Source organism: Pseudomonas sp. TSO6 (genome assembly GCF_056098905.1).
In genome coordinates, this window is the sequence record NZ_JBLZWV010000040.1 from 16053 (window position 1) to 37688 (window position 21636).

The 21636-nt window shown below is 64.1% G+C and carries 17 protein-coding genes; 12 read left to right on the top strand and 5 right to left on the bottom strand.

The features are described from left to right. Window positions 1-40 precede the first annotated feature (40 nt). Entirely contained in the window at window positions 41-2284 is a 2244-nt protein-coding gene (locus ACN6NG_RS18255; protein ID WP_474315359.1) for a TonB-dependent receptor, read from the top strand. 141 nt (window positions 2285-2425) lie between these two features. On the opposite strand, the gene ACN6NG_RS18260 is transcribed toward ACN6NG_RS18255, so the two are convergent. From ACN6NG_RS18260 to ACN6NG_RS18270, 3 genes are all read right to left on the bottom strand, one after another. Then, a complete protein-coding gene (locus ACN6NG_RS18260) occupies window positions 2426-3919 on the bottom strand; it encodes an aldehyde dehydrogenase (protein WP_353455189.1) in 1494 nt (497 codons plus the stop codon). Window positions 3920-4107: 188 nt separating this feature from the next. After that, complete coding sequence (locus tag ACN6NG_RS18265) at window positions 4108-5490, bottom strand: aspartate aminotransferase family protein (RefSeq protein WP_474315362.1); 1383 nt, start codon at window positions 5488-5490, stop codon at window positions 4108-4110. A gap of 42 nt (window positions 5491-5532) precedes the next feature. Then, the gene (locus tag ACN6NG_RS18270) at window positions 5533-6375 is read right to left on the bottom strand and encodes a helix-turn-helix transcriptional regulator (protein WP_049274798.1); all 843 of its coding nucleotides are present in this window, start codon (window positions 6373-6375) and stop codon (window positions 5533-5535) included. A gap of 281 nt (window positions 6376-6656) precedes the next feature. On the opposite strand from ACN6NG_RS18270, the gene ACN6NG_RS18275 reads away from it, so the two are divergent. Together ACN6NG_RS18275 and ACN6NG_RS18280 are read left to right on the top strand one after the other, a co-directional pair. Beyond that, window positions 6657-8039: an APC family permease gene (locus ACN6NG_RS18275; protein ID WP_353455186.1), complete on the top strand. Its 1383-nt coding sequence runs from the start codon at window positions 6657-6659 to the stop codon at window positions 8037-8039. Between the two features lie 118 nt (window positions 8040-8157). Next, a complete protein-coding gene (locus ACN6NG_RS18280; RefSeq protein ID WP_474315365.1) occupies window positions 8158-9738 on the top strand; it encodes an aldehyde dehydrogenase (NADP(+)) in 1581 nt (526 codons plus the stop codon). Window positions 9739-9769: 31 nt separating this feature from the next. Here ACN6NG_RS18280 and ACN6NG_RS18285 read toward each other — a convergent pair whose 3' ends face one another. Then, window positions 9770-10636, bottom strand: a complete 867-nt coding sequence (locus tag ACN6NG_RS18285; RefSeq protein ID WP_063422939.1) for a LysR substrate-binding domain-containing protein — start codon at window positions 10634-10636, stop codon at window positions 9770-9772. Window positions 10637-10748: 112 nt separating this feature from the next. Here ACN6NG_RS18285 and phnD point away from each other — a divergent pair, with 112 nt between their 5' ends. The 8 genes from phnD (at window position 10749) to ACN6NG_RS18325 (ending at window position 18818) form a co-directional block, all read left to right on the top strand. Beyond that, window positions 10749-11618 (top strand): phosphonate ABC transporter substrate-binding protein, encoded by an 870-nt coding sequence (phnD, locus tag ACN6NG_RS18290; protein WP_197897978.1) that lies wholly within the window; start codon window positions 10749-10751, stop codon window positions 11616-11618. Next, window positions 11615-12415 carry a phosphonate ABC transporter ATP-binding protein gene (gene phnC, locus ACN6NG_RS18295; RefSeq protein WP_063422937.1) on the top strand — a complete coding sequence of 267 codons (801 nt, stop codon included), beginning with the start codon at window positions 11615-11617 and terminating at the stop codon, window positions 12413-12415. Before phnD ends, phnC begins: the two co-directional genes overlap by 4 nt. Beyond that, a complete protein-coding gene (gene phnE / locus ACN6NG_RS18300) occupies window positions 12412-13230 on the top strand; it encodes a phosphonate ABC transporter, permease protein PhnE (protein WP_063422936.1) in 819 nt (272 codons plus the stop codon). Before phnC ends, phnE begins: the two co-directional genes overlap by 4 nt. A 193-nt stretch (window positions 13231-13423) precedes the next feature. Beyond that, window positions 13424-14512 (top strand): iron-containing alcohol dehydrogenase PsrA, encoded by a 1089-nt coding sequence (gene psrA, locus ACN6NG_RS18305; RefSeq protein WP_197897981.1) that lies wholly within the window; start codon window positions 13424-13426, stop codon window positions 14510-14512. An 87-nt stretch (window positions 14513-14599) separates the two neighbouring features. Next, entirely contained in the window at window positions 14600-15895 is a 1296-nt protein-coding gene (locus ACN6NG_RS18310; protein ID WP_474315368.1) for an MFS transporter, read from the top strand. Between the two features lie 42 nt (window positions 15896-15937). Then, on the top strand, window positions 15938-16804 hold the full coding sequence (locus tag ACN6NG_RS18315; protein ID WP_474315371.1) for a LysR substrate-binding domain-containing protein: 867 nt from the start codon (window positions 15938-15940) through the stop codon (window positions 16802-16804). Window positions 16805-16885: 81 nt separating this feature from the next. Beyond that, complete coding sequence (gene phnX / locus ACN6NG_RS18320; protein ID WP_474315374.1) at window positions 16886-17713, top strand: phosphonoacetaldehyde hydrolase; 828 nt, start codon at window positions 16886-16888, stop codon at window positions 17711-17713. Between the two features lie 169 nt (window positions 17714-17882). Beyond that, on the top strand, window positions 17883-18818 hold the full coding sequence (locus ACN6NG_RS18325) for a LysR family transcriptional regulator (RefSeq protein ID WP_353455179.1): 936 nt from the start codon (window positions 17883-17885) through the stop codon (window positions 18816-18818). Here ACN6NG_RS18325 and ACN6NG_RS18330 read toward each other — a convergent pair. Next, a complete protein-coding gene (locus tag ACN6NG_RS18330; RefSeq protein ID WP_474315378.1) occupies window positions 18788-19999 on the bottom strand; it encodes an MFS transporter in 1212 nt (403 codons plus the stop codon). The two genes, ACN6NG_RS18325 and ACN6NG_RS18330, sit on opposite strands and share 31 nt — an antisense overlap. A gap of 194 nt (window positions 20000-20193) precedes the next feature. Here ACN6NG_RS18330 and ACN6NG_RS18335 point away from each other — a divergent pair, with 194 nt between their 5' ends. Further along, window positions 20194-21567, top strand: coding sequence for an 8-oxoguanine deaminase (locus tag ACN6NG_RS18335; protein ID WP_197897986.1), 1374 nt, complete (start codon window positions 20194-20196; stop codon window positions 21565-21567). Window positions 21568-21636: the final 69 nt, after the last annotated feature.

Consider the following 21636-nt stretch of genomic DNA (forward strand, 5'->3'; position numbering starts at 1 on the left):
CAAAAACACAACCCGCCATCTGTCCCTCTGGAGCCATCGCGTGTCCATCCGTACCTTGCACACACTCTCGTCCCCTACCCTGGCATTGCCTGCGCTGCCGCGAACCCCGCTGGCACATGCCGTATTCATTGGCCTGGCCCTTGGTAGCTGCACACTGGCGCCAACCGCCGCACACGCCGACGCAGCCAACCCCCGCCCCCACGAGGCCGCTGAAGAAAAACCCGCCGCCCCGGAATTGCCTGCCACCCTGATCGACGCCCAGGCCAGCGCTGTCGATCCATTGCCACCGGTGTATGCCGGCGGCCAGGTGGCAACCGGCGGGCGCGTAGGCCTGCTGGGCAACAAAGACTTCATGGAAACGCCGTTCAGCACCGTCAGCTACACCGACACCTACATTCAGGATCTGCAAGCCCGGGACATCACCGACGTCATCGCCGCCACCGACCCGTCGGTGTTCAGCAACGGCCTGACCGGCACCTACAGCGAGAACTACTCGATCCGCGGCTTCCAGACCAGCGTCAGTGACATGACTGTCGATGGCCTGTTCGGCATGGCCCCCTACTACCGCGCCTCACCCGAAATGTACGAACGCATCGAAGTACTCAAAGGCCCGTCAGCGCTGCTTAACGGCATGCCGCCCGGCGGCTCGGTGGGCGGTGTCGTCAACCTGATTCCAAAGCGCGCTGGCGACACGCCGCTGACCCGGCTGACCGCCACCTACGCTTCCGATGCCCAGCTTGGCGGCCATGTCGACGTTGGCCGGCGCTTCGGTGAGGGCAACCAGTTTGGCGTGCGATTCAACGGCATGTACCGCGACGGCGACACTGCCATCGACGATCAACGCCAGCGCAACGTGCTGTCTTCTCTGGCCCTGGACTGGCGTGGCGAACGTGGCAAGCTGTCGCTCGACCTGTTCGATTCCGACGACCACATCAGCGGCCAGAACCGCGGCATGGGCCTGGCCGCTGGCGTACCAGTGCCCAAACCGCCAAAAAATGACACGCTGCTCAACCCCGACTGGGCCTATGTGGAAACCAAGGACAAAGGCGTCATCCTGCGCGGCGAGTACGAGCTGAACGAGCAGTTGCTGGCCTATGGCGCGGTCGGCACCAGCAAGACGGACTATCGCTACAGCGGCGCACTCACAGCCACGGTGAACAACAGCGCCGGTGATTTCACCACCGCGATGGGCCAGTTGCAGATGGAGATCCACAAGACCTCTGCCGAGGTCGGGCTGCGTGGCCATTTCGACACCTTCGGCATCGGCCACCAATGGTCGGTCAACGCCACCCAGTACAGCGACAAGCAAAAGGACTTCGGCCGCCGCGCCGCCGGCTCGAACTGGACGACCAATATCTACAACCCGGTCTGGGGCCCGAAAGTGTCAGAGGCCTGGCCACTGATTGCCCACACGGAAAACGACCTGAAAAGTTATGGCATCGCCGACACCCTGTCAGTGCTGGACGACCGCGTGCAACTGACCCTCGGCGTACGTCGCCAGGAAGTGGTCACCGACACTTACAACACCAATACCGGTGCGCGCAACAAACCAGGCTATGACACCCACGCCACCACCCCCGCCGGGGCCATCCTGTTCAAGCTGACCGATGAGCTGTCGCTGTACGCCAACTATATCGAAGGCCTGAGCAAAGGCGCGGCCGCACCGATTACCGCTGCCAACTATGGCGACGTGTTCGCGCCGTACAAATCAAAACAGAAGGAAATCGGCCTCAAGCTCGACCTGGGCACGTTCAGCCACACCTTGGCGCTGTATGAAATCAAGCGCCCGGGCAGCTACACCGACCCGGTCACCAACATCTTTTCGTTCGGTGGCGAGCAGCGTAACCGGGGCGTGGAATGGAGCTTCTTCGGTGCCCCTCTGCCCGACGTACGCCTGATGGGGGGCGTGGCGTATGTCGACCCCAAGCTGACCAAGACCGCAGGCGGTTCCAACAATGGCAAAACCGCCACGGCCTACCCCAAGGTGCAGGGCAAGCTGGGCATGGAGTGGGACATCCCCGGCCTGGATGGGCTGACCCTGACCGGCAACGTGACCTCACAGTCCAAGCAATACATCAATGCCGAGAACAGCCTGTCGATTCCGGGTTACACGATCTTCGACGTTGGCGCCCGCTTTGTGACCTTGGTCGCCAACAAGCCGGTCACCTTGCGAGCGAACATCGCCAACCTGGGGGACAAGGACTACTGGGGTGTGCCACTGACCCAGACCCTGGGGTTGGGGGCGCCGCGGACCTATCAGCTGTCGGCTAGCGTGGACTTCTAACCGACAATTGTGCGGTGCCTGTGGGGGCCTCTTCGCGGGTGAACCCGCTCCCACAGGTACTGCACCGGCCTCAGGTGCAGTGCGATACCTGTGGGAGCGGGTTTACCCGCGAAGAATGTGACGCGGTAATGGGTGGTGATATCAGCCGCGCAGCTGGTACCAGGTGGTCTTGAGCTGCGAATACTTATCGAACGAATGCAACGACAGGTCGCGCCCGAACCCCGACTGCTTGCCACCGCCGAACGGCACCGTCACATCCAGCGCATCGACCGTGTTCACCGACACAGTACCGGCCTTCAACGCCCGCGCTACCCGGTGCACCTGGTTGAAGTCATCGCTCCACACCGAGGCCGCCAGGCCATAGATACTGTCGTTGGCCAGGCGCACCGCTTCTTCTTCCGTGTCGAAGGCGCTGATTGCCAGCACCGGCCCGAACACTTCCTCCCGCGCCAGGCTCATGCGGCCATGGACACCGGCAAAAATGGTCGGCTCGATGTAGTTGTCCGACCCTTCGATGGTCAGGCGCCGACCGCCACACACCAACCGTGCGCCCTCTTGCCCGGCGCGCACAATGGCGGCTTCGATGCGGCCGGTTTGTTCGGCATCGACAATGGCACCAGCACGGCTCGCCGGGTCCAGCGGGTTGCCCGGCAACCACTGGCGGGCTTTGGCTTGCAGGCGCTCGACAAATTCGTCATGGATGGAGCGCTGCACGTACAGCCGCGAGTTGGCCGAACACACCTCGCCCTGGTTGAAGAAAATACCGAATGCGGCCTTTTCCGCCGCCAGGTCCAGGTCCTGGCAGTTTTCGAACACCAGGTTGGGGCTCTTGCCGCCACACTCCAGCCACACCTGCTTGAGGTTGGACTGCGCCGAGTACTGCATGAAGTACTTGCCCACCTGGGTGGAGCCGGTGAACACCAGGCAATCCACATCCGGGTGCAGGCCCAGCGCCTGCCCAGCCTGCTCGCCCAAGCCAGGCACCACGTTCAGCACGCCTTCCGGCACACCGGCTTCCAGCGCCAGCTGGGCCAGGCGCAGGGCCGAGAACGGTGACTGTTCGGCAGGTTTGAGCACCACGCTGTTACCGGCAGCCAGCGCCGGGGCGAGCTTCCAGGCGGCCATGTCGAGCGGGAAGTTCCATGGCACCACGGCAGCGACCACGCCAAGGGCTTCACGGGTGATGGTGGCCAGTGCATTGGGCGCAGTGGGCGCCACCTGGTCGTACAGCTTGTCCAGCGCCTCGCCGTACCAGGCGAACACATGGGCAGAGCCCGGCACGTCGATGTTGTAGGCGTCCATCACCGGCTTGCCCATGTTCAGCGAGTCCAGCAGGGCCAGCTCCTCGCGATGGGCCATGATCAGCTCGGCCAGGCGCAGCAGCACTCTCTTGCGCTCGCCTGGGGCCATGCGCGCCCAAGGGCCTTGTTCGAAGGCCCGACGTGCGCTGGCCACGGCAAGGTCGACCTCGGCCTGGCCGCAGGCAGCGACCTGGGCCAGTACGCTGTTGGTGGCGGGGTTGATGGCGGCGAACGTGGCGCCATCCTGTGCGTTGACGGGTTTGCCGTTGATCAGCGCCTGGGATGGCAGGTACAGGTCCGAGGCGCGTTGTTGCCAGAATTCGAGGGTGTACATTTGTACTCCAGGCGACCGCCATCGCGGTCTCTGTTGCTCGTAAGTGCAGTGCCGTAGAGCCCTGTAGGAGCGGGTTCACCGAGGCGTCGGACCGCCGCGAACACCGGCAAAGCCTGTGCCATGCACCGCGTCGCATTCTTCGCGGGTGAACCCGCTCCCACAGGGGTGGGCGGTGGGCTTGGAGGTGGTTAGAGCTTGCCGACCAGCCGCGCGGTGCGGTCCACGGCAATGCGGGTTTTCTCCACCAGCTCATCCAGCTCGCTGTGGTTGGCGATCAAGGCCGGTGCCATGATCATCCGGCCCAGGGTCGAGCGAATGATCACGCCTTCCTCGAAACCAAAGGTGCGGCATTGCCAGGCCAGGTCGTTCTCGTTGGCAAAGCGTTTGCGCGTCGGCTTGTGCTCGGCGAACTGCAACGCTGCCACCAACCCGGCGCCCTGCACCTGGCCGATCAACGGGTGGTCGGCGAACACCTCGCGCAGGATGCATTGCAGGTACGGTCCGGTGTCATCCTTAACCTGGGTCACGATGCCTTCGTCGCGCAGCGCCTTCAGGTTGGCGATGGCCACCGCCGCCGCCACCGGGTGGCCGGAATAGGTCAGGCCGTGGGCAAACACCCCGCCACGTTCCACCAGCGCCTCGGCAATGCGCTTGCTCAGCACCAGGCCACCCATGGGCACGTAGCCGCTGGTCAGGCCCTTGGCAATCGACAGGGTGTCGGGCTCGAAGCCGAAGTATTCATGGGCAAACCACTCGCCGGTGCGGCCAAAGCCACCAATCACCTCATCGGCGCACAACAGCACGTCGTACTGGCGGCAGATGCGCTGGATTTCCGGCCAGTAGCTTTCCGGCGGGAAGATCATGCCGCCTGCGCCCTGGAACGGCTCGGCGATAAAGCCGGCAACGTTCTCGGCGCCCAGTTCCAGGATCTTTTCCTCCAGCTGCAAGGCGCAGCGGCGGCCGAACTCGGCCGGCGTCAGCTCGCCCCCCTCAGCGTACCAGTACGGCTCATCGATGTGCGCAACATCCGGGATCAGCCCGCCCATTTCGTGCATGAACTTCATGCCGCCCAGCGCCGTGGCCGCCAGGGTCGAGCCGTGGTAACCGTTCCAGCGGCCAATCATGACCTTCTTGTTCGGCTGGCCGACCACTTGCCAATAGCGGCGTACGGTACGGATCAGCACTTCGTTGGCTTCAGAGCCGGAGTTGGTGTAGATCGCGTGGCTGTAGTGGCCGGGCAGCAGGCTGAACAGCAGCTCGGACAGTTCGATCACCGCCGGGTGGGTGGTGTGGAAAAACATGTTGTAGTAGGCCAGCTGGTCCATCTGCGTGGCGGCAGCGACAGTCAGGTCGCGGCGCCCGTAGCCGAGCTGGGTGCACCACAGGCCAGACATGCCATCCAGGTAGCGCTTGCCCTCGCTGTCCCACAGGTGCAGGCGTTCGCCACCGACGATCACCCGCGGCCCTTCGGCATTCAGCGCCTTCTGGTCGAGGAAGGCATGGATATGGTGCGCGGCATCGGCTGCCTGGTAGTCGCGGGTCTGGCGTTGCGGGGCGAAAGGCGCATTCATTGTTGGTTTTCCTTTGCGGTGGGGTTGCAGGGTGGCTGGCGCTCAGCGCAGCTTGCCCATGTAGCTTTCCAGCGGGTCCTTGCCCAGCACGCCCTGGGCATTGGCCAGCGCGTCGATGAACAGGGAAAACAGCTCGGACTGGGTGCCGATGTCGAGCTTGGCGTAGACGTTCTTGCGGTGCGACTTGATGGTGTCTTCCGACACGCCCAGGCGCTCGGCCAGCGACTTGGTCGAGTGGCCACGCAGGATCAACTGGGCGATACGGCATTCACGCTCGGTCAGCAGCGAGCTGCCGAAGTTGTTCAGCGCGGCGTGGATGCGTTGTTCGAGGATGTTCTCGAAGCGCGCGGCGCGGCTGTCCAGCCCGGCGAAGTGCTTGCTCAGCACCGCCAGCACCCAAGGCGTGATGCGCCCGTACAGCTCGCGGGTGTGTGCATCCAGCTTGTCGGTGAACGCCAGCGACACCGCCAGGCTCTGCCCCGGCGCAACCTGCAGGATGTAGTTGAGCTCATCCTCCAGGTGCGAGTGCCGGTAGAACGACTGGTAGTACTCGCTGACCTCGAAATGGTCGGGTGCCACTTCGAACAACCCATAGCACCCCGACGCTACCTGCTCCACACAGGCACCGTAGAACGGGTCGAGCAGGTAGAAGCCGGACAAGTAGCGGCTGACATTGCCCTCAGGCTGCCAGGGCGCCTTGTCGTCCTGCTCGAACAACGCACAAGGCATGCCGTCGTGCGGGTACAGGTACACCGTGGTCGCCTGGATCGGCCGGATAACGCCAAGTGCGGCAAACAGGTTGGCGGCAAAGCCCGGTCGGCCGATTGCCTCGGTGACCTTGGCCAGGTGCTCGAACCACTGTTCTGAAAGCAATTGATTAGTCACTGTGGGCCTGCCGTTTCTATTCAGTGGCACCGCCGCCAGTGCGGTGCGTTGTTGACCAGATACTCCCACGCCACCGCAGACGCCGAAATCACCCTTTGGGGTGAGCCGGGCAAGGCTGTACCCGCTCACCCCAAAGGGTGATTCCGGGTACCTGCAGGGTGTGGGAGCATCAACCCGCCCCAGCGCTGCGAGCCTTCCGCTCGACCTCCTTGCACTTCACCCACCGGTAACGAGCCTGCTCGCGTACCGCGGTGTCTTGCATCCCCTTCCAGGAGTTAGCAATGCATACAACAACAAGTACAGCCCATAGCCCCTCACATGACACCGCCGCGCACCCCAGCGCCAACACCGGCCGCTTCCGCAAGTCCATGGGGCTGACTGCCCTGGTCCTGTTCGGCCTGGCCTACATGGTGCCCCTGGCCGTATTCACCACCTACGGGCTGGTCACCCAGATGACCAAAGGGCACCTGCCCACCGCCTACCTGCTCACCCTCGCCGCCATGCTGCTGACTGCCTACAGCTACGGCCGCATGGTCCAGGCCCACCCCTACTCCGGCTCGGTCTACACCTATACGCGCAAGGCCTTCGGCAGCCACATCGGCTTTATTACCGGCTGGACACTGCTGCTCGACTACATCTTCCTGCCGCTGCTCAGCTACCTGCTGATCGGCATCTACATGTCGGAATACTTCCCTGCCATCCACGCCTGGGTGTGGGTGGCAGGCTCCATTGCCCTGGTCACCTTCCTCAACCTGATCGGCATCGAGTCCATCACCCGGGTCAACTGGATTCTGGTGGTGGTGCAGCTGGTGTTCATCATCGTCTTCGTCGCCCTGTCCGTGCTCAAGCTCAGCGGCCAGGCGGAGCCGGTGTCGCTGCTGGCGCCCTTCCACCACGAAGGCTTCAGCGTGCCGCTGATCATGACCGGCGCCGCTGTGCTGTGCCTGTCCTTCCTGGGGTTTGATGCCGTCTCGACCATGGCCGAAGAAACGACCAACCCGACCTACCGCATTCCGGTGGCGATCCTGGCGGTTTCGCTGATCGGCGGTTTGCTGTTTCTGGTGGTGTCGTACTGCGCGCAGATGGTGTTCCCCGACTGGGGCAGCTTCGTCGACCCGGATTCGGCCTCGGTGGATGTGATGCGCCGTGTCGGCGGCGAACTGCTGGTAACGGCCTTCACTGCCACCTACGTGGCCGGCTGCTTCGCCTCGGCCATGGTGTCCCAGGCTAGCGTGTCGCGCGTGCTGTTCGCCATGGGCCGCGACGGCGCGTTACCGCGGGCGTTCGGCCAACTGGTGACGAAAAAACGCGTGCCAGCCACTGCCATCCTGGTGGTCAGTCTGCTGTCGCTGATCGCCCTGGTGATCACCCTCGACACCGTGGCCAACATGATCAGCTTCGGTGCGCTGTTCGCCTTTTCGGCGGTGAACCTGGCGGTGGTCAAGCACTATCTTGTAGACCAGAAACTGCGCGGTGGCCGCAACTACCTGCTGTACGGCGCCATCCCCGGCCTGGGCTTTCTCAGCACGCTGTGGCTGTGGAGCAGCCTGACCAGCCTGTCGTTCACCATCGGCCTGTGCTGGATGGGCATGGGCCTGGTAGTGCTGATGGGGCTGACGCGCGCGTTTCGGGTGAAGCTGCCGGAATTGCAGATGGCGGAGTGACGCTACACGCTGGGTGATAACTGGTCGTTATCACCCGATCCGCATTAATCATTATTCAGCCCCCCGTTCGCCCCCTACAGTCTCAGCGCAACGACTGTCATTGCCAACGGGAAACGAAATGTCCATCGAACATCGCCTGAACCATATCGCCGGCCAACTCAGCGGCAACGGTGACGTGCTGCTGAACAGCGTCGACGCCCACACCGGCGAGCCGCTGCCTTACGCCTTCCACCAAGCGACCGGCGACGAAGTAGAGGCTGCCGTGCAGGCCGCCGATGCCGCCTACCCCGCCTACCGCAGCACCAGCCCGGCCCAGCGTGCCGCTTTCCTCGACGCCATTGCCAACGAGCTGGACGCACTGGGTGACGACTTCATCCAGCATGTGATGCGCGAAACCGCACTGCCCGAAGCCCGCATCCGTGGCGAACGCAGCCGTACCAGCAACCAGCTGCGCCTGTTTGCCGAGGTGGTACGCCGTGGCGATTTCTACGCCGCACGCATCGACCGTGCCCTGCCCCAGCGTACGCCGCTGCCGCGCCCGGACCTGCGCCAGTACCGCATCGGCGTGGGCCCGGTGGCCGTGTTCGGTGCCAGCAACTTCCCGCTGGCCTTCTCCACTGCTGGCGGGGACACCGCCTCGGCGCTGGCCGCTGGCTGCCCGGTGGTGTTCAAGGCGCACAGCGGGCACATGCTCACTGCCGCCCATGTGGCTGGCGCCATTGACCGCGCGGTGGCCAGCAGCGGCATGCCCGCAGGCGTCTTCAACCTGATCTACGGTGCCGGCGTGGGCGAGGCGCTGGTCAAGCACCCGGCCATCCAGGCGGTCGGTTTTACCGGCTCGCTGCGCGGTGGCCGCGCCCTGTGCGACATGGCGGCAGCACGCCCGCAGCCAATCCCCGTATTTGCCGAAATGAGCAGCATCAACCCGGTGATCGTCCTGCCCCAGGCGCTGCAAGCCCGTGGCGAGCAGGTAGCCGGCGAACTGGCTGCCTCGGTGGTGATGGGTTGCGGCCAGTTCTGCACCAACCCTGGCCTGGTGGTGGGCATCCAGTCGCCGCAATTCGAGCATTTCGTGCAAACGCTGGTGGCACGCATGGCCGACCAGGGCCCGCAGACCATGCTGAACGCCGGCACCCTGCGCAGCTACCAGAACGGTGTGCAGCACCTGCTGGCGCACCCGGGTATCCAGCACCTGGCCGGCCAGCCACACACGGGCAACCAGGCCCAGCCACAGCTGTTCAAGGCAGACGTAAGCCTGCTGCTGAACGGCGACCCGCTGCTGCAGGAAGAAGTATTCGGCCCGACCACCGTAGTGGTGGAGGTGGCCGACGCCGAGCAACTGGCTGAAGCGCTGCGCCACCTGCAAGGGCAACTGACCGCCACGCTGATTGCCGAGCCTGATGACCTGCGCGCCTTCGCCTCCCTGGTGCCGTTGCTGGAGCGCAAGGCCGGGCGCCTGCTGCTCAACGGCTACCCGACCGGTGTGGAGGTTTCCGATGCAATGGTGCATGGCGGGCCTTACCCGGCCACCTCCGACGCACGCGGCACCTCGGTCGGTACCTTGGCCATCGACCGCTTCCTGCGCCCGGTGTGCTTCCAGAACTACCCTGATGCACTGCTGCCGGATGCGTTGAAAAACACGAACCCGCTTGGGATTGCGCGGTTGCTCGATGGCGTGAACAGCCGCGAGGCGGTGTGATACGGCGCATGTTGAGCAGGCACGGTGCAGCTTAGCCGTGCCAGGCTTGCAGGCAACGCTGAAACGACGCAATTACCTGGCTGCTCTGCCGATCAGCCAGGCAATACAGGTAAGTCTCTGTGTACACCGGGTCCTGCGCGATGCGGATCACCTTCAAGCGCGGATCGCCAATGTATTCCGCCTCGGACACCGCGCCAATGCCGATGCCACGGATGACAGCCTCGCGCAGCGCCTCGCGGCTGCCGATTTCCATGGCGATGCGCGGTGTCACCTGCGCCGCTTCCAGCGCATTGTCCAGCGCCAGCCGTGTAGTCGAACCCTGCTCACGGCGCAGCAACGGCTGCCCCTGCAGGGCTTGCAGCGGCACCTGATCGTGGCGGGCGAAAGGGTGATCGGCGCGGGCGAACAGGATCACCGGGTGCCTGGCATAACGTTGTGCGACAAACGCCGGGTCATGGTGCAGCCCCGCCAACACACCGATGTCTGTCACATAGCCCTGCAGATCGGCCAGCACTGACGCCGAGTTGCCCACGCGGATGGACACATCGATCTGTGGGTACGCCTGCCGATACCGGTCGACCATCTCGATCACATGAAACGGTCCCACTGCACCGATCTTCAGCTCACCCCGGTTAAGCTGGCCACTGTCGCGCAGCAGGCTGGTCGCCTCGGCTTCGAGCATCGACATCTGCTGGGCAATGGGCAGCAAGGCGCGGCCAACGGCGGTCAGCTCGATGCGCCGACCGCGGCGGTGAAACAGCTCGACGTTGAATTCGCGTTCCAGCCCCTGGATCTGGTTGGTCGCGGTCGGCTGGCTGAGGCCGATGGCCCTGGCCCCGGCGCTGAAGCTGGCGTGCCGGGCCACGGCAAGGAAGGTGCGCAGGCGAGCGGTAGACATCCATAGATCCTTTGAATGGTTGGCTGGCCAAACGCATATTGAATTGATGCTGTGACTGTCACATGACAGCCCTAGCTTTGGCGCTACCGACAACAACCACTCCGGTATTGCCATGACACCCCTCCCGAAACTGTTGCGCTGTGCCCGCCTCGCCCTGCTGCCACTGCTGCTCGCCCCCGCCGTGCAGGCACAGCAGGTGCTTACTGTCGGCCTGATCCCGTCGGAAGACTCCCAGGCCATGATCAAGAGCAGCCAGCAGGTGCTCGACCAGTTGCAAGCGCGCCTGGGCATGCCGGTCAAGCCATTCGTCGCGACTGACTACAACGGGGTGATCGAAGCCCTGCGCGCCGGCAAGCTGGACGTGGCCTATCTCGGCCCGTTTTCCTACGTACTGGCCAACCAGATCGCCGGTGCCGAAGCCTTTGCCGTGGCGGTGACCAAAAAGACCGCCAGCAGCGCCTACCACAGCCTGATCATCGCCCGCCGGGATAGCGGCATTCGTACGCTCGACGACCTCAAGGGCCACACCTTCGCCTTCGTCGACCCCAGCTCGGCCTCTGGCCATCTGTTCCCCAAGGCCGGCCTGGAGCACGCAGGCCATGACCCGAAAACCCTGTTCTCACGGGTGATCTTCTCCGGCTCGCACGATGCCAGCATTCTTGCCGTGGCAAACCGCAAGGTTGATGCAGCGGCCGTGGCCGACCGTATCCTGGCCGGGGCTGTGAACAACGGACAGGTTCAGCAGCAGGACTTCCAGGTGGTGTGGACCTCCCCGGATATTCCCGAATCACCAATGGTCTGGCGCAACAACCTTGACCCCGAACTGCAGGCCAGGCTGCGCACTGCGTTTGCCGGGATCAAGGACGTGCCATGGGGCGATCAGGGCATGCTCAATGGCTTCCAGCCGACCACTGACGCGGCCTACAACGTGGTTCGTGACACCGCCAAAGTGCTCGACCTCGACCTGCGGAGCCTGAAATGATCCGTATCCGCCAACTGACCAAGGGCTACGCCGACAACCCGGTACTGCGCGGCATCGACCTGGATGTTCAGGCCGGTGAATTCGTGGTGATCCTCGGCCAGTCCGGCGCCGGCAAATCGACCCTGCTGCGCTGCATGAACCGGCTGGCCCAGGCCGATACCGGCGAGCTGCAGGTGGCCGGGGTTAACGCCATGCGTGCAGCCGACCAACGCGCACTGCGCCGGCAGGTCGCGATGATCTTCCAGCATCACAACGTGGTACCGCGGCTGTCGGTGCTTAAGAACGTGCTGACCGGCCGTCTCGGCCACTGCAGCACGCTCGCCTCGCTGCTACAGCTGTTCCGCCGCGACGACGTGACACTGGCCCGTGACTGCCTGCGCCGGGTCGAGCTGGAGCACAAGGCCGGGTCGCGCACCGATGCGCTGTCTGGCGGGCAGATGCAGCGGGTGGGTATCGCCCGTGCGCTGGCCCAGCGACCACAGGTGATCCTGGCCGACGAACCGGTGGCCAGCCTCGACCCGAACACCGCGCATGTGGTCATGCAGTACCTGCGCGAAGCCAGCCGCACCCTCGGCATCACCGTGGTGTGCAACCTGCACCAGGTGGAACTGGCGCGGGCATTCGCCGACCGCATCGTCGGCCTGGCCAACGGGCGCCTGGTGTTCGACGGCCAACCCGGTCAACTCGACGAAGCCGCGCTGCAGCGCATCTATCACAACCCATCTGCCAATGAGCCTGGGCAGGCAATGGCTGCACCACGGCCAATGCTGGCCACTGGCACAGGAGCCTCGGCATGACCCCGCAGAGCCACCAATGGCTGGTCAAAACACCCACTCGCGCCCGCAGCTGGCTGGGCACTGGCGCGCTGTTGCTGGCGATCGTCCTGGTACTGCAGTGGAGCGCCGAAGGGGCACAGCTGAGCTGGGGCGAACTGGCCAACGGGCTGCCACAGATCGGCGACTTCCTTGGCCGCTCGCTACCGCCAGACCTGAGCATAATGCCCAGTTTGTGGCGCCCGGCCCTGGAAACCCTGCAAATCGCGCTATGGGGCACCCTGCTGGGGATCGTTCTCGCCGTGCCGCTGGGCTTTCTGGCCGCGCGCAACTTGCATGGCAACCGCTGGCTATACCAGGCCACCCGGCAGCTGCTGAACGTGATCCGCAGCATCAACGAGCTGATCCTGGCCTTGGTGTTCGTCTCGGCGGTAGGGCTGGGGCCCTTCCCTGGCGTGCTGGCCCTGGCGCTGCATGGCGTGGGCATGCTCGGCAAGTTCTTTGCCGAAACCATCGAGGAAATCGACCAGGGGCCCATTGAAGCGCTGCGGGCCACCGGTGCCCGGCCACTGCAGGTGATTGCCTTCGGCGTGCTGCCGCAGGTGATCACCGCCTGGATCGCCGTGGTGCTGTACCGCTTCGAGGTGAACCTGCGTTCGGCCACGGTGCTGGGCATGGTCGGTGCCGGTGGCCTGGGCTTCGAGCTGGTCAGCAGCCTGAAGCTGTTCAAGTACCAGGAAACCGCCACCTGCATCCTGGTGATCACTGTGATGGTGGTGCTTGCCGACCTGGTCTCCAACCGCCTGCGGCACGCCATTCAGGGCAACGCCCGCCACTGATTGCCGCCCATCCAACCCCTTGCCACGTGCGCCCGGTGGGCGCGCGACGGGCAGACCATGCCTGGAGTTCAAGCCCATGCACTTTGTGTCCGTTATCGGCTCAGCCGATAGCACCCTGCAATCAATCGATTGGATCGAAACCCGCCAGCCGACGAGCATGGCTGCACCTTCCAACAACAATAAGGAACTGCCCATGCCTGCCTGCTTCCACAACCCGGTTACCACCGTTTTCGGCGGTGGCAGCCTGGACCAGATCGCCCAACACTGCCCCGGCAAAGTCGCCCTGGTCACCTTCCCTGAGGCCGAACAGCTCGGCCTGGTTGCGCGGGTACGCAGCCTGCTGGGCGAGCGACTGGTGTGCGTGATCGACAATGTGCAACCCAACCCCGATGTCGCCTGGCTGCGGGGTGTGCATGAAGCGTTCTGGGCAGGGCACGGCGACTGCGATACGGTGCTGGCGCTAGGCGGTGGCAGCGCCATCGATACCGCAAAGGCGCTGATCGTCGGTACCGCTTCTGGCCATTTCGATGAACTGCTCGAGCTGCTGGCCAGCGGCAAACCGTTTACCCCGGCCCGACGCAAGACACTGGTGGCCGCGCCGACCACGGCAGGCACCGGCAGCGAGGTGACGCCATGGGCCACCCTGTGGGACGCTGGCCAGCAGAAGAAGTATTCACTGCACCTGAGCTGTACCTGGCCCAGCGTGGCGCTTATCGACCCGGAACTGATGCTCAGCGTGCCGGCCGGGGTGACGGTATCCACCGGGCTGGATGCCTTGTCCCACGCGCTGGAATCAATCTGGAACCACAACGCCAATCCGCTCTCCGATACCTTCGCACTGTCGGCCATCGACGACATTCTCGACTGCCTGCCACGCCTGCAGCAGGACCTGGGCAACCGCGAGCTGCGGGCACGCATGGCGTTGGCTGCACTGAAGGCCGGGCTGGCCTTTTCCAACACCAAGACTGCCCTGGCCCACTCCATTTCCTACGAAATGACCTTGCGCCACGGCCTGCCCCACGGCATCGCCTGCTCCTTCACCCTGCCGCTGGTGCTGGGCCTGGCCTGGGGCCGTGATGCCGGGCGTGACCAGATCCTGCAGAAAGCCTTCGGCCGCGACCTTGCAGCCGCCCAACAGCGCTTGCGAGCATTTCTCCATCAGCTGGGCGTGCGCACCGAATTCGCAGACTACGGCGTGACAGCCGCCGAGGCCCAGGCGATGATCGACGCCGCCATGCAGGGCGCCCGTGGGCGCAATTTCATCGGCGCGCAAGCCGCCTGACATTCCGCGTTTTTCCTGTAGCACCTTTCAAGAGTGCCGACTCGCCGTGCCCCTTGGGCCGGCGCCAGAGAACAAAAGGAAACCGTCATGAACCGTGCACAAACCCTGACTGGCGCGCTGCCCAGCACAATGCCGTTTCGCCTCGCGCAATGGCGCATGCTGCTGGCCGCGATGTTCTGCTACCTGTTCTTCTACACCGGGCGACAAACCTTCGGTTTCGCCATCCCCGGGATCCAGGCCGAGTTCGGCCTGAGCAAGGAAACCCTCGGCTGGGCCTCCACCGCCATGCTGTGGATGTATGCCATTGGCCAGGCCATCAATGGCAACCTCGCCGACAAGTTCGGCGGCCGGCGCATCATGAGCATCGGCGCCGTGTTGTCGTGCGGCGCCAACTGGGTCACCAGCTTTGCCGGCGGTTTTCTCAGCCTGATCCTGCCGTGGGGCGTCAACGGCTACTTCCAGGCCCTGGGCTGGGCGCCCGGCAGCCGCCTGCTGTCAAACTGGTGGGGTACTGCCGAGCGCGGCAAGGTCTATGGCTTCTATGTGTTCGCCGCCGGCTGCGCTTCGGTGCTGTCGTATGTCACCTCGGTAGTGGTGATCGATGTACTGCACCTGGAGTGGCGCTGGATCTTCCGCCTGCCGGTGCTGCTGATGCTGGCCGGTGGCATCGTTTTTTACCTGGTTGCCCGGGAACGCCCGCAGGACATGGGCTACCCCGCGCTGGACGACACCGGCGTAGCCAACGCCGAAGACAGCGCCAACGCGGCTACTCAGGGCGGCGAAGAAACCTCGCGCCAGCGTTACCTTGCCGTTCTGAAAAACCCGCGCCTGCTGGTGGCCGCAGTGTCGCTGGGCTTCCAGAACGCTGCGCGCTACGGGCTGATCGTCTGGGTGCCGGTGCATTTCCTGGGCGCCAACTGGCAGAAAGGCGACAGTTTCATCGACCCGAAGTGGATCACCATCGCCTTGCCGGTGGGCATGGCCGTGGGTGCGCTGAGCAACGGCTGGGTGTCGGACAAGCTGTTCGGTAGCAAGCGCTACAAGGCAATCATGCTGTACATGGTGTTGGGCGCGCTCACCAGCCTGTGGATGTGGAGCCTGCCGGCACACAGTGCGGTGGGCCTGCTGGCGCTGTTCCTCTGCGGTTTCTTTGTCTATGGCCCTGCATCGAGCTTCTGGGCGTTGTGCCCGGACCTGGTCGGCGCGCGCCGCGCCGGCACCGCCACAGGGATCATGAATTTCGCCTCGTACCTGTTCGCCGGGCTGGCGGAGCCGCTGATCGGACGTATGCTCGATACCACCGGCAACACGTCGCTGATCTTCGTCGTGGTCACCACAGCCTGCGCCTGCAGTGCCCTGGTGGCCCTGTTCGTGCGCCGCTGAGGTTGCCTGCCATGTCGTCCGTGCCATTGCCAGAGAGGTGTCATGTACCAGTACCACAAGTGGTTGCGCTCCTTTCATGCCGTGGCGCGGACCGGCAGTTTCACCCAGGCCGCCGAGCTGCTGAGCATCGGCCAGCCGACTGTCAGCGAGCAGGTCAGCGGCCTGGAAAAACGCTTTTGCGTGGAACTGCTCCACCGCCGCGGGCGCTTTGTCGAGCTGAGCCCGGCAGGCCGCCAGCTCTACGAAATCACCCAGGGCCTGTTCGGCCAGGAGGACGAAGCGTTGCAACTGCTGCACAGCTTCCAGCAACGCAAGCAAGGCATGCTACGCATCGGCGCGGTGTCGCCGCCAATCGCCATGAGCCTGACGTACGAGCTGATGCAGCGCTACCCGCAGATCGAACTGGAAACCTCGTTCAGCAGCGAAGCCGGGACACTCGAGAGGCTGTACAACTTCGACATCGACCTGGCCATCCTCGCCCTGTCGGAGTTCGACCAGCGCCTGAGCACCCGGCTGTACCGCACCTGCCCGATTCTGGCGGTGGTGCGCGACGACCATCCCTGGGCCGGGCAGACGAGTGTCAGCGTGAAGGACATTGCCGGTCAGCGCGTGGTGCTGCGCGAAGCGGCATCGCGCACCCGCCAGCTTGTGGAGGAAGGCTGCCGCCGGCATGGCGTAACACTGGATTGCGCGATGCAGTTGAACAGCCGCGAGGCCATTGTGCATGCGGTGGTACACGGCATCGGCGTGGGCTTTGTCTCGGCGGTGGAGTATGCCGACCGGCCCGGCACGCGCTCTGTCGCCTTTATCGAAGACCCGTTCCACATCAGCTACTTCCTGTGCTGCCTGGGCATCCGCCGTAACCGGGCGATCATCGCCGAACTGTTCGACGCGCTCAACGCGCACTGATGCACCACTGACCAGCGCGAGCCTGCCAATGCGTCGGGCGGGCCGCGCGCACCCTGAGTTTTTACCCACTGGAGCTTTGCCATGCACTATCAGCACCCCAAGCAACTGCAGGCCGCCATTCTTGACTGGGCCGGCACCGTGGTGGATTTCGGCTCGTTCGCCCCCACCCAGATCTTCGTCGAGGCCTTTGCCGAGTTCGGCGTGCAGGTCAGCCTGGAGGAAGCCCGCGGGCCCATGGGCATGGGCAAGTGGGACCATATACGCACCCTTTGCGATGTGCCCGCCATTGCCGCGCGCTACCAGGCCGCATTCGGCCATACGCCAAGCGACGATGATGTAACAGCCATCTACGAGCGCTTCATGCCCTTGCAGATCGAGAAGATCGCCGACCATTCGGCGCTGATTCCCGGGGCCCTGGAGGTCATCGCCCAGTTGCGCCGGCAAGGGCTGAAAATCGGCTCCTGCTCAGGCTACCCTGCAGTGGTGATGGAAAAGGTGGTGGCCCTTGCCTTGAGCAACGGTTACAGCGCCGACCACGTGGTGGCTACCGACGAGGTACCGAACGGTCGCCCCTACCCGGCGCAGGCACTGGCCAACGTGATAGCCCTGGGCGTCAGCGATGTAGCGGCTTGCGTCAAGGTCGACGACACTTGGCCGGGCATTCTCGAGGGCCGCAGCGCGGGAATGTGGACCGTGGCCCTGACGTGCTCGGGCAACGCTCTCGGGCTGACCTACGCGCAATACAAGGATTTGCCCGAAGCGGAACTGGAACAGCAACGCCGGCGCATTGGCAGCCTGTTCGAAGGTGCGCGACCGCATTACCTGATCGACACCATCGCCGAACTGCCTGGCGTCATCGCCGATATCAATGCCCGCCTGGCGCGTGGAGAAATGCCGCAAGGCTGTTGAACCTGACGGTATGGCCCGGTTTGTCTGCGAACAACGCGTCATCCGTTTCGCGGGCAAACCCGCTTCTGCGCGAAGGGCTGATACACACGTACGCCATTGATGAAATTTCATTATCAGCATTCACTATGCTCCACTGACAATGGAACTCAATTCATCAACAAGGCCAGCCATGTACTCCTCCGAACGCCTTAAAGGCATCGACGTATTCGTTGCCGTCGCTGATCTGGGCAGCTTCACGGCAGCCGCAGAGCGGCTCAACCTCACCAGCTCGGCCATCAGCAAGAGCGTTGCCCGGCTGGAGGCCCGCCTGGGCGCACGGCTGTTCAACCGCACCACACGCACCTTGTCGCTCAGCGAGGCTGGCGTCATCTTCTACCGTACCTGCACCTCGGTCCTGGCCGACCTGGAAGAGGTCGAGCACGCACTGGTCGCCAGCAACAACGAACCCCATGGCAAGGTCCGGATAGAACTGCCAGCCTCCTACGGCCGCCTGCATGTGCTGCCCTTGATTCTGGACTTCATCCGCCTGCACCCATTGCTGCAACCGCACGTGTCTTTCTCCGACCGTTTTGTCGACCCGGTGCACGAAGGTATCGACATCGTGGTGCGAATCGGTGGCCCGGATGCCTGGCCGGCCGCACTTGGCCACCAGTACTTCGGTGCCCAGCGCCTGATGTTCTGTGCCGCACCCGCCTACCTGGAAAAGCACGGCGTGCCACAAGACGAACGCGACCTGGAAAACCACCACTGCGTCGGCTATGGCCATACCGATGGCATGGTCAGCCCCTGGCTGTTCAAGGGCCGCCAACCTGGCGAAATGGAACGACGCAGCGTACAACCCCGCATCGCGGTGGGGGACGGTGAAGGGGAAGTTGCAGCAGTGCTGGCCGGTCATGGTATCGGCCAGCTACCTACCTGGCTGACCCAGCAACACCTTGATCAAGGGCGGCTGGTCGAAGTGTTGCCCGCGCTGGCCACCGACGGCCTGCCAATGAATCTGGTGTGGCTCAAAAGCCGCGAGGGGCTACCCAAGGTCCGCGCCCTGCTCGACTACCTGCTGCCGCGGCTGGCGCCTCATGGTACCCGGGCCAGCGATGCGCGCTGATGCGCAAGGCCGCCGACAAGCGGCACAAGCCCCAGCGCCACCACCGCCACGCCTGCGGCTACGTAGCCCAGGTATTCGATACCCAGCCCAGGGATGGTCAAGCCACCGAGGACGGCGCCCAGGCCAATCCCCGCATTGGCTGCCGACACATTGGTGCTACCGGCCAACGCCTGGGCATGCGTCACAGAACCCATCACCCGTACCTGGCTGATGGGGTATAGCGCGGTGTTGGCCACACCCCACACCCCCAGTGCCAGGCAGAACACCAGGCCTGCATGGGCCAGCGGCACGATCGCCGCCATGCCGATGGCCAGCAGCAGCAGAAACAGCGCCGTCGCCCTGAGCGGTGAACGGTCCACGACCCGTCCACCGATCCAGTTGCCGAGCAGGCCTACCGCGCCAAAGCCCATCAGCCACCAACCGGTATGCGCGGGTGGTACACCCGCAACCCGCTGCAGCAGCTCGGCCAGGTAGCTGTAGCCTGTGAACATCGCGGTGAACACCACCACCGAAAGCAGGACATTGGCGAGGAAATAGCGCTCTTTGAAAATGCGTGCCTGCTGCATGAAGTCGACTTTTGCCGCGCGGGCAACGTGCGGCATCCACACCCACATGGCCAGCGCCATCAGCAACGACAGCGCGGCCAGTATCCAGAATGCACCACGCCAACCCACGGCGTTGGACGCCACGGTGCCCAGCGGAATACCCAGCAACATCGCCGCCGAGATGCCCAGGTACACCTTGGAGATCGCTTGCCCTGCTTTATCAGGCCCGGCCAACTGGCCGGCCGTTTCACTGGCCGTTCCCCAGAACACCGGCAACGCCAGTGCCGGGACGACCCGCGCAATGGCCAGCACCCAGAAACTGGTCGAGGCCGCAGCCAATGCATTGGCTGCGGCAAATACCAGCAGAATGGTGATGAATAAACGCTTGCGATCCAGGTGCGCCAATGCCGCTGTCAAGAACGGGCCGGCAAGCATCACAGTAAAGGCAAACAGCGTGACCAACTGCCCCGCCATCGAAATGGAAACCCCCAGGTCCTGGCTGAGCGCGGGCAACAAGCCGACAATCAGGAATTCGGTGGTCACGATCAAAAAGGCCGAAAAGGCAAGGACCGCAACGCTGATTGCAGCAATACGGCCGGTGGGGGTAGCCCCAAGGCGGGGTTCGAAAGCAGACATCAAGACAGGCTCCGGAAAAGATGCTGCCAGTCTATTGGTAAATAAAATTCCTATTTTTGGTTATTTTTCATGAATTGAATGAAGCCAAATCATTAATTTCACTTGAATGTATACAACTTGCAGCGTTCCTGATTACATTATCCCTCGCCTACGACCTCGGTAATCGCCAAGGCGTATTGCAACGGGCTTAAGCCATGTTATCTGCAACCGGTAAGAAAACCCTCCTCGTCAAAAACGCTGCACTTCTGGTCACCATGGACGGCGAACGCCGCGAGATCAAAAACGGCGGCCTGTACATCGAAGACAACCTGATCACACAGGTCGGCCCAACCGATACCCTGCCCCAACAGGCCGACGTCATCCTCGACATGGCCGGCAAAGTGGTCATCCCAGGCCTGGTCAACACCCACCACCACATGTACCAGAGCCTCACCCGCGTGGTGCCGGCAGCCCAGGACGGCGAGCTGTTCAACTGGCTGACCAACCTGTACCCGATCTGGGCACGCCTGACCCCCGAAATGATCGCGGTGTCGACCCAGACCGCCATGGCCGAGCTGATCCTGTCCGGCTGCACCACCTCCAGCGACCACCTGTACATCTACCCCAACGGCTGCAAGCTCGACGACAGCATCCACGCTGCCGCCGAGATCGGCATGCGCTTCCACGCCGCGCGCGGCAGCATGAGCGTGGGCCAGAGCCAGGGCGGCCTGCCGCCTGATTCGGTGGTGGAGAAGGAAGCTGACATCCTCAAGGAGTCCCAGCGCCTGATCGAGGATTACCACGATGCCAGCCACGGCTCGATGCGCCGCATCGTGGTAGCGCCGTGCTCGCCCTTCTCGGTCAGCCGCGACTTGATGCGCGAAGCCGCCGTGCTGGCGCGCCAGTACGGGGTGTCGCTGCACACCCACTTGGCCGAGAACGTCAACGACATCGCCTACAGCCGCGAGAAGTTTGGCATGACCCCTGCCGAGTACGCCGAGGACCTCGGCTGGGTCGGCCACGACGTATGGCATGCCCACTGCGTGCAGCTTGACCAGCACGGCATCGAGCTGTTCGCCCGTACCGGCACCGGCGTCGCCCACTGCCCATGCTCGAACATGCGCCTGGCCTCGGGCATTGCCCCGATACGCAAGATGCGCGACCACGGCGTACCGGTGGGCCTTGGGGTCGACGGCTCTGCCTCCAACGACGGCGCCAGCATGATCGGTGAAGTGCGCCAGGCCCTGCTGCTGCAGCGGGTAGGCTTCGGCCCCGACGCCATGACCGCGCGCGAAGCACTGGAAATCGCCACACTCGGCGGCGCCAAGGTGCTCAACCGCAATGACATCGGCGCCCTGGCGCCGGGCATGGTCGCCGACTTCGTCGCCTTCGACCTCGGCCACGTCGCCTATGCCGGTGGCCACCACGACCCGCTGGCGGCACTGGTGTTCTGCACCCCGACCCAGGTGCACACCAGCGTGATCAACGGCCGCGTCGTGGTGAAGGACGGCCAGTTGGCCACCGTCGACCTGCCACGCGTGCTGGAGCGCCACAACCAGTTGGCACATCAGCTGGTGAGCGGCAACTGATGTACCCGGGCTGCTGCGGCCAAGGCCGGTTGCAGTAGCCCACACCTCCCATTCAAAACTCAATGAATG

What these genes read in the sequence shown, in the direction of transcription:
- psrA (WP_197897981.1), top strand. Translation starts at nt 13,424, where the DNA reads ATGCCTGCCTGCTTCCACAACCCGGTTACCACCGTTTTCGGCGGTGGC.
- phnX (WP_474315374.1), top strand. Translation starts at nt 16,886, where the DNA reads ATGCACTATCAGCACCCCAAGCAACTGCAGGCCGCCATTCTTGACTGG.
- ACN6NG_RS18285 (WP_063422939.1), bottom strand. Translation starts at nt 10,636, where the DNA reads ATGTCTACCGCTCGCCTGCGCACCTTCCTTGCCGTGGCCCGGCACGCC.
- ACN6NG_RS18330 (WP_474315378.1), bottom strand. Translation starts at nt 19,999, where the DNA reads ATGTCTGCTTTCGAACCCCGCCTTGGGGCTACCCCCACCGGCCGTATT.
- phnD (WP_197897978.1), top strand. Translation starts at nt 10,749, where the DNA reads ATGACACCCCTCCCGAAACTGTTGCGCTGTGCCCGCCTCGCCCTGCTG.
- ACN6NG_RS18315 (WP_474315371.1), top strand. Translation starts at nt 15,938, where the DNA reads ATGTACCAGTACCACAAGTGGTTGCGCTCCTTTCATGCCGTGGCGCGG.
- phnC (WP_063422937.1), top strand. Translation starts at nt 11,615, where the DNA reads ATGATCCGTATCCGCCAACTGACCAAGGGCTACGCCGACAACCCGGTA.
- ACN6NG_RS18275 (WP_353455186.1), top strand. Translation starts at nt 6,657, where the DNA reads ATGCATACAACAACAAGTACAGCCCATAGCCCCTCACATGACACCGCC.
- ACN6NG_RS18280 (WP_474315365.1), top strand. Translation starts at nt 8,158, where the DNA reads ATGTCCATCGAACATCGCCTGAACCATATCGCCGGCCAACTCAGCGGC.
- ACN6NG_RS18335 (WP_197897986.1), top strand. Translation starts at nt 20,194, where the DNA reads ATGTTATCTGCAACCGGTAAGAAAACCCTCCTCGTCAAAAACGCTGCA.
- ACN6NG_RS18325 (WP_353455179.1), top strand. Translation starts at nt 17,883, where the DNA reads ATGTACTCCTCCGAACGCCTTAAAGGCATCGACGTATTCGTTGCCGTC.
- ACN6NG_RS18260 (WP_353455189.1), bottom strand. Translation starts at nt 3,919, where the DNA reads ATGTACACCCTCGAATTCTGGCAACAACGCGCCTCGGACCTGTACCTG.
- phnE (WP_063422936.1), top strand. Translation starts at nt 12,412, where the DNA reads ATGACCCCGCAGAGCCACCAATGGCTGGTCAAAACACCCACTCGCGCC.
- ACN6NG_RS18265 (WP_474315362.1), bottom strand. Translation starts at nt 5,490, where the DNA reads ATGAATGCGCCTTTCGCCCCGCAACGCCAGACCCGCGACTACCAGGCA.
- ACN6NG_RS18310 (WP_474315368.1), top strand. Translation starts at nt 14,600, where the DNA reads ATGAACCGTGCACAAACCCTGACTGGCGCGCTGCCCAGCACAATGCCG.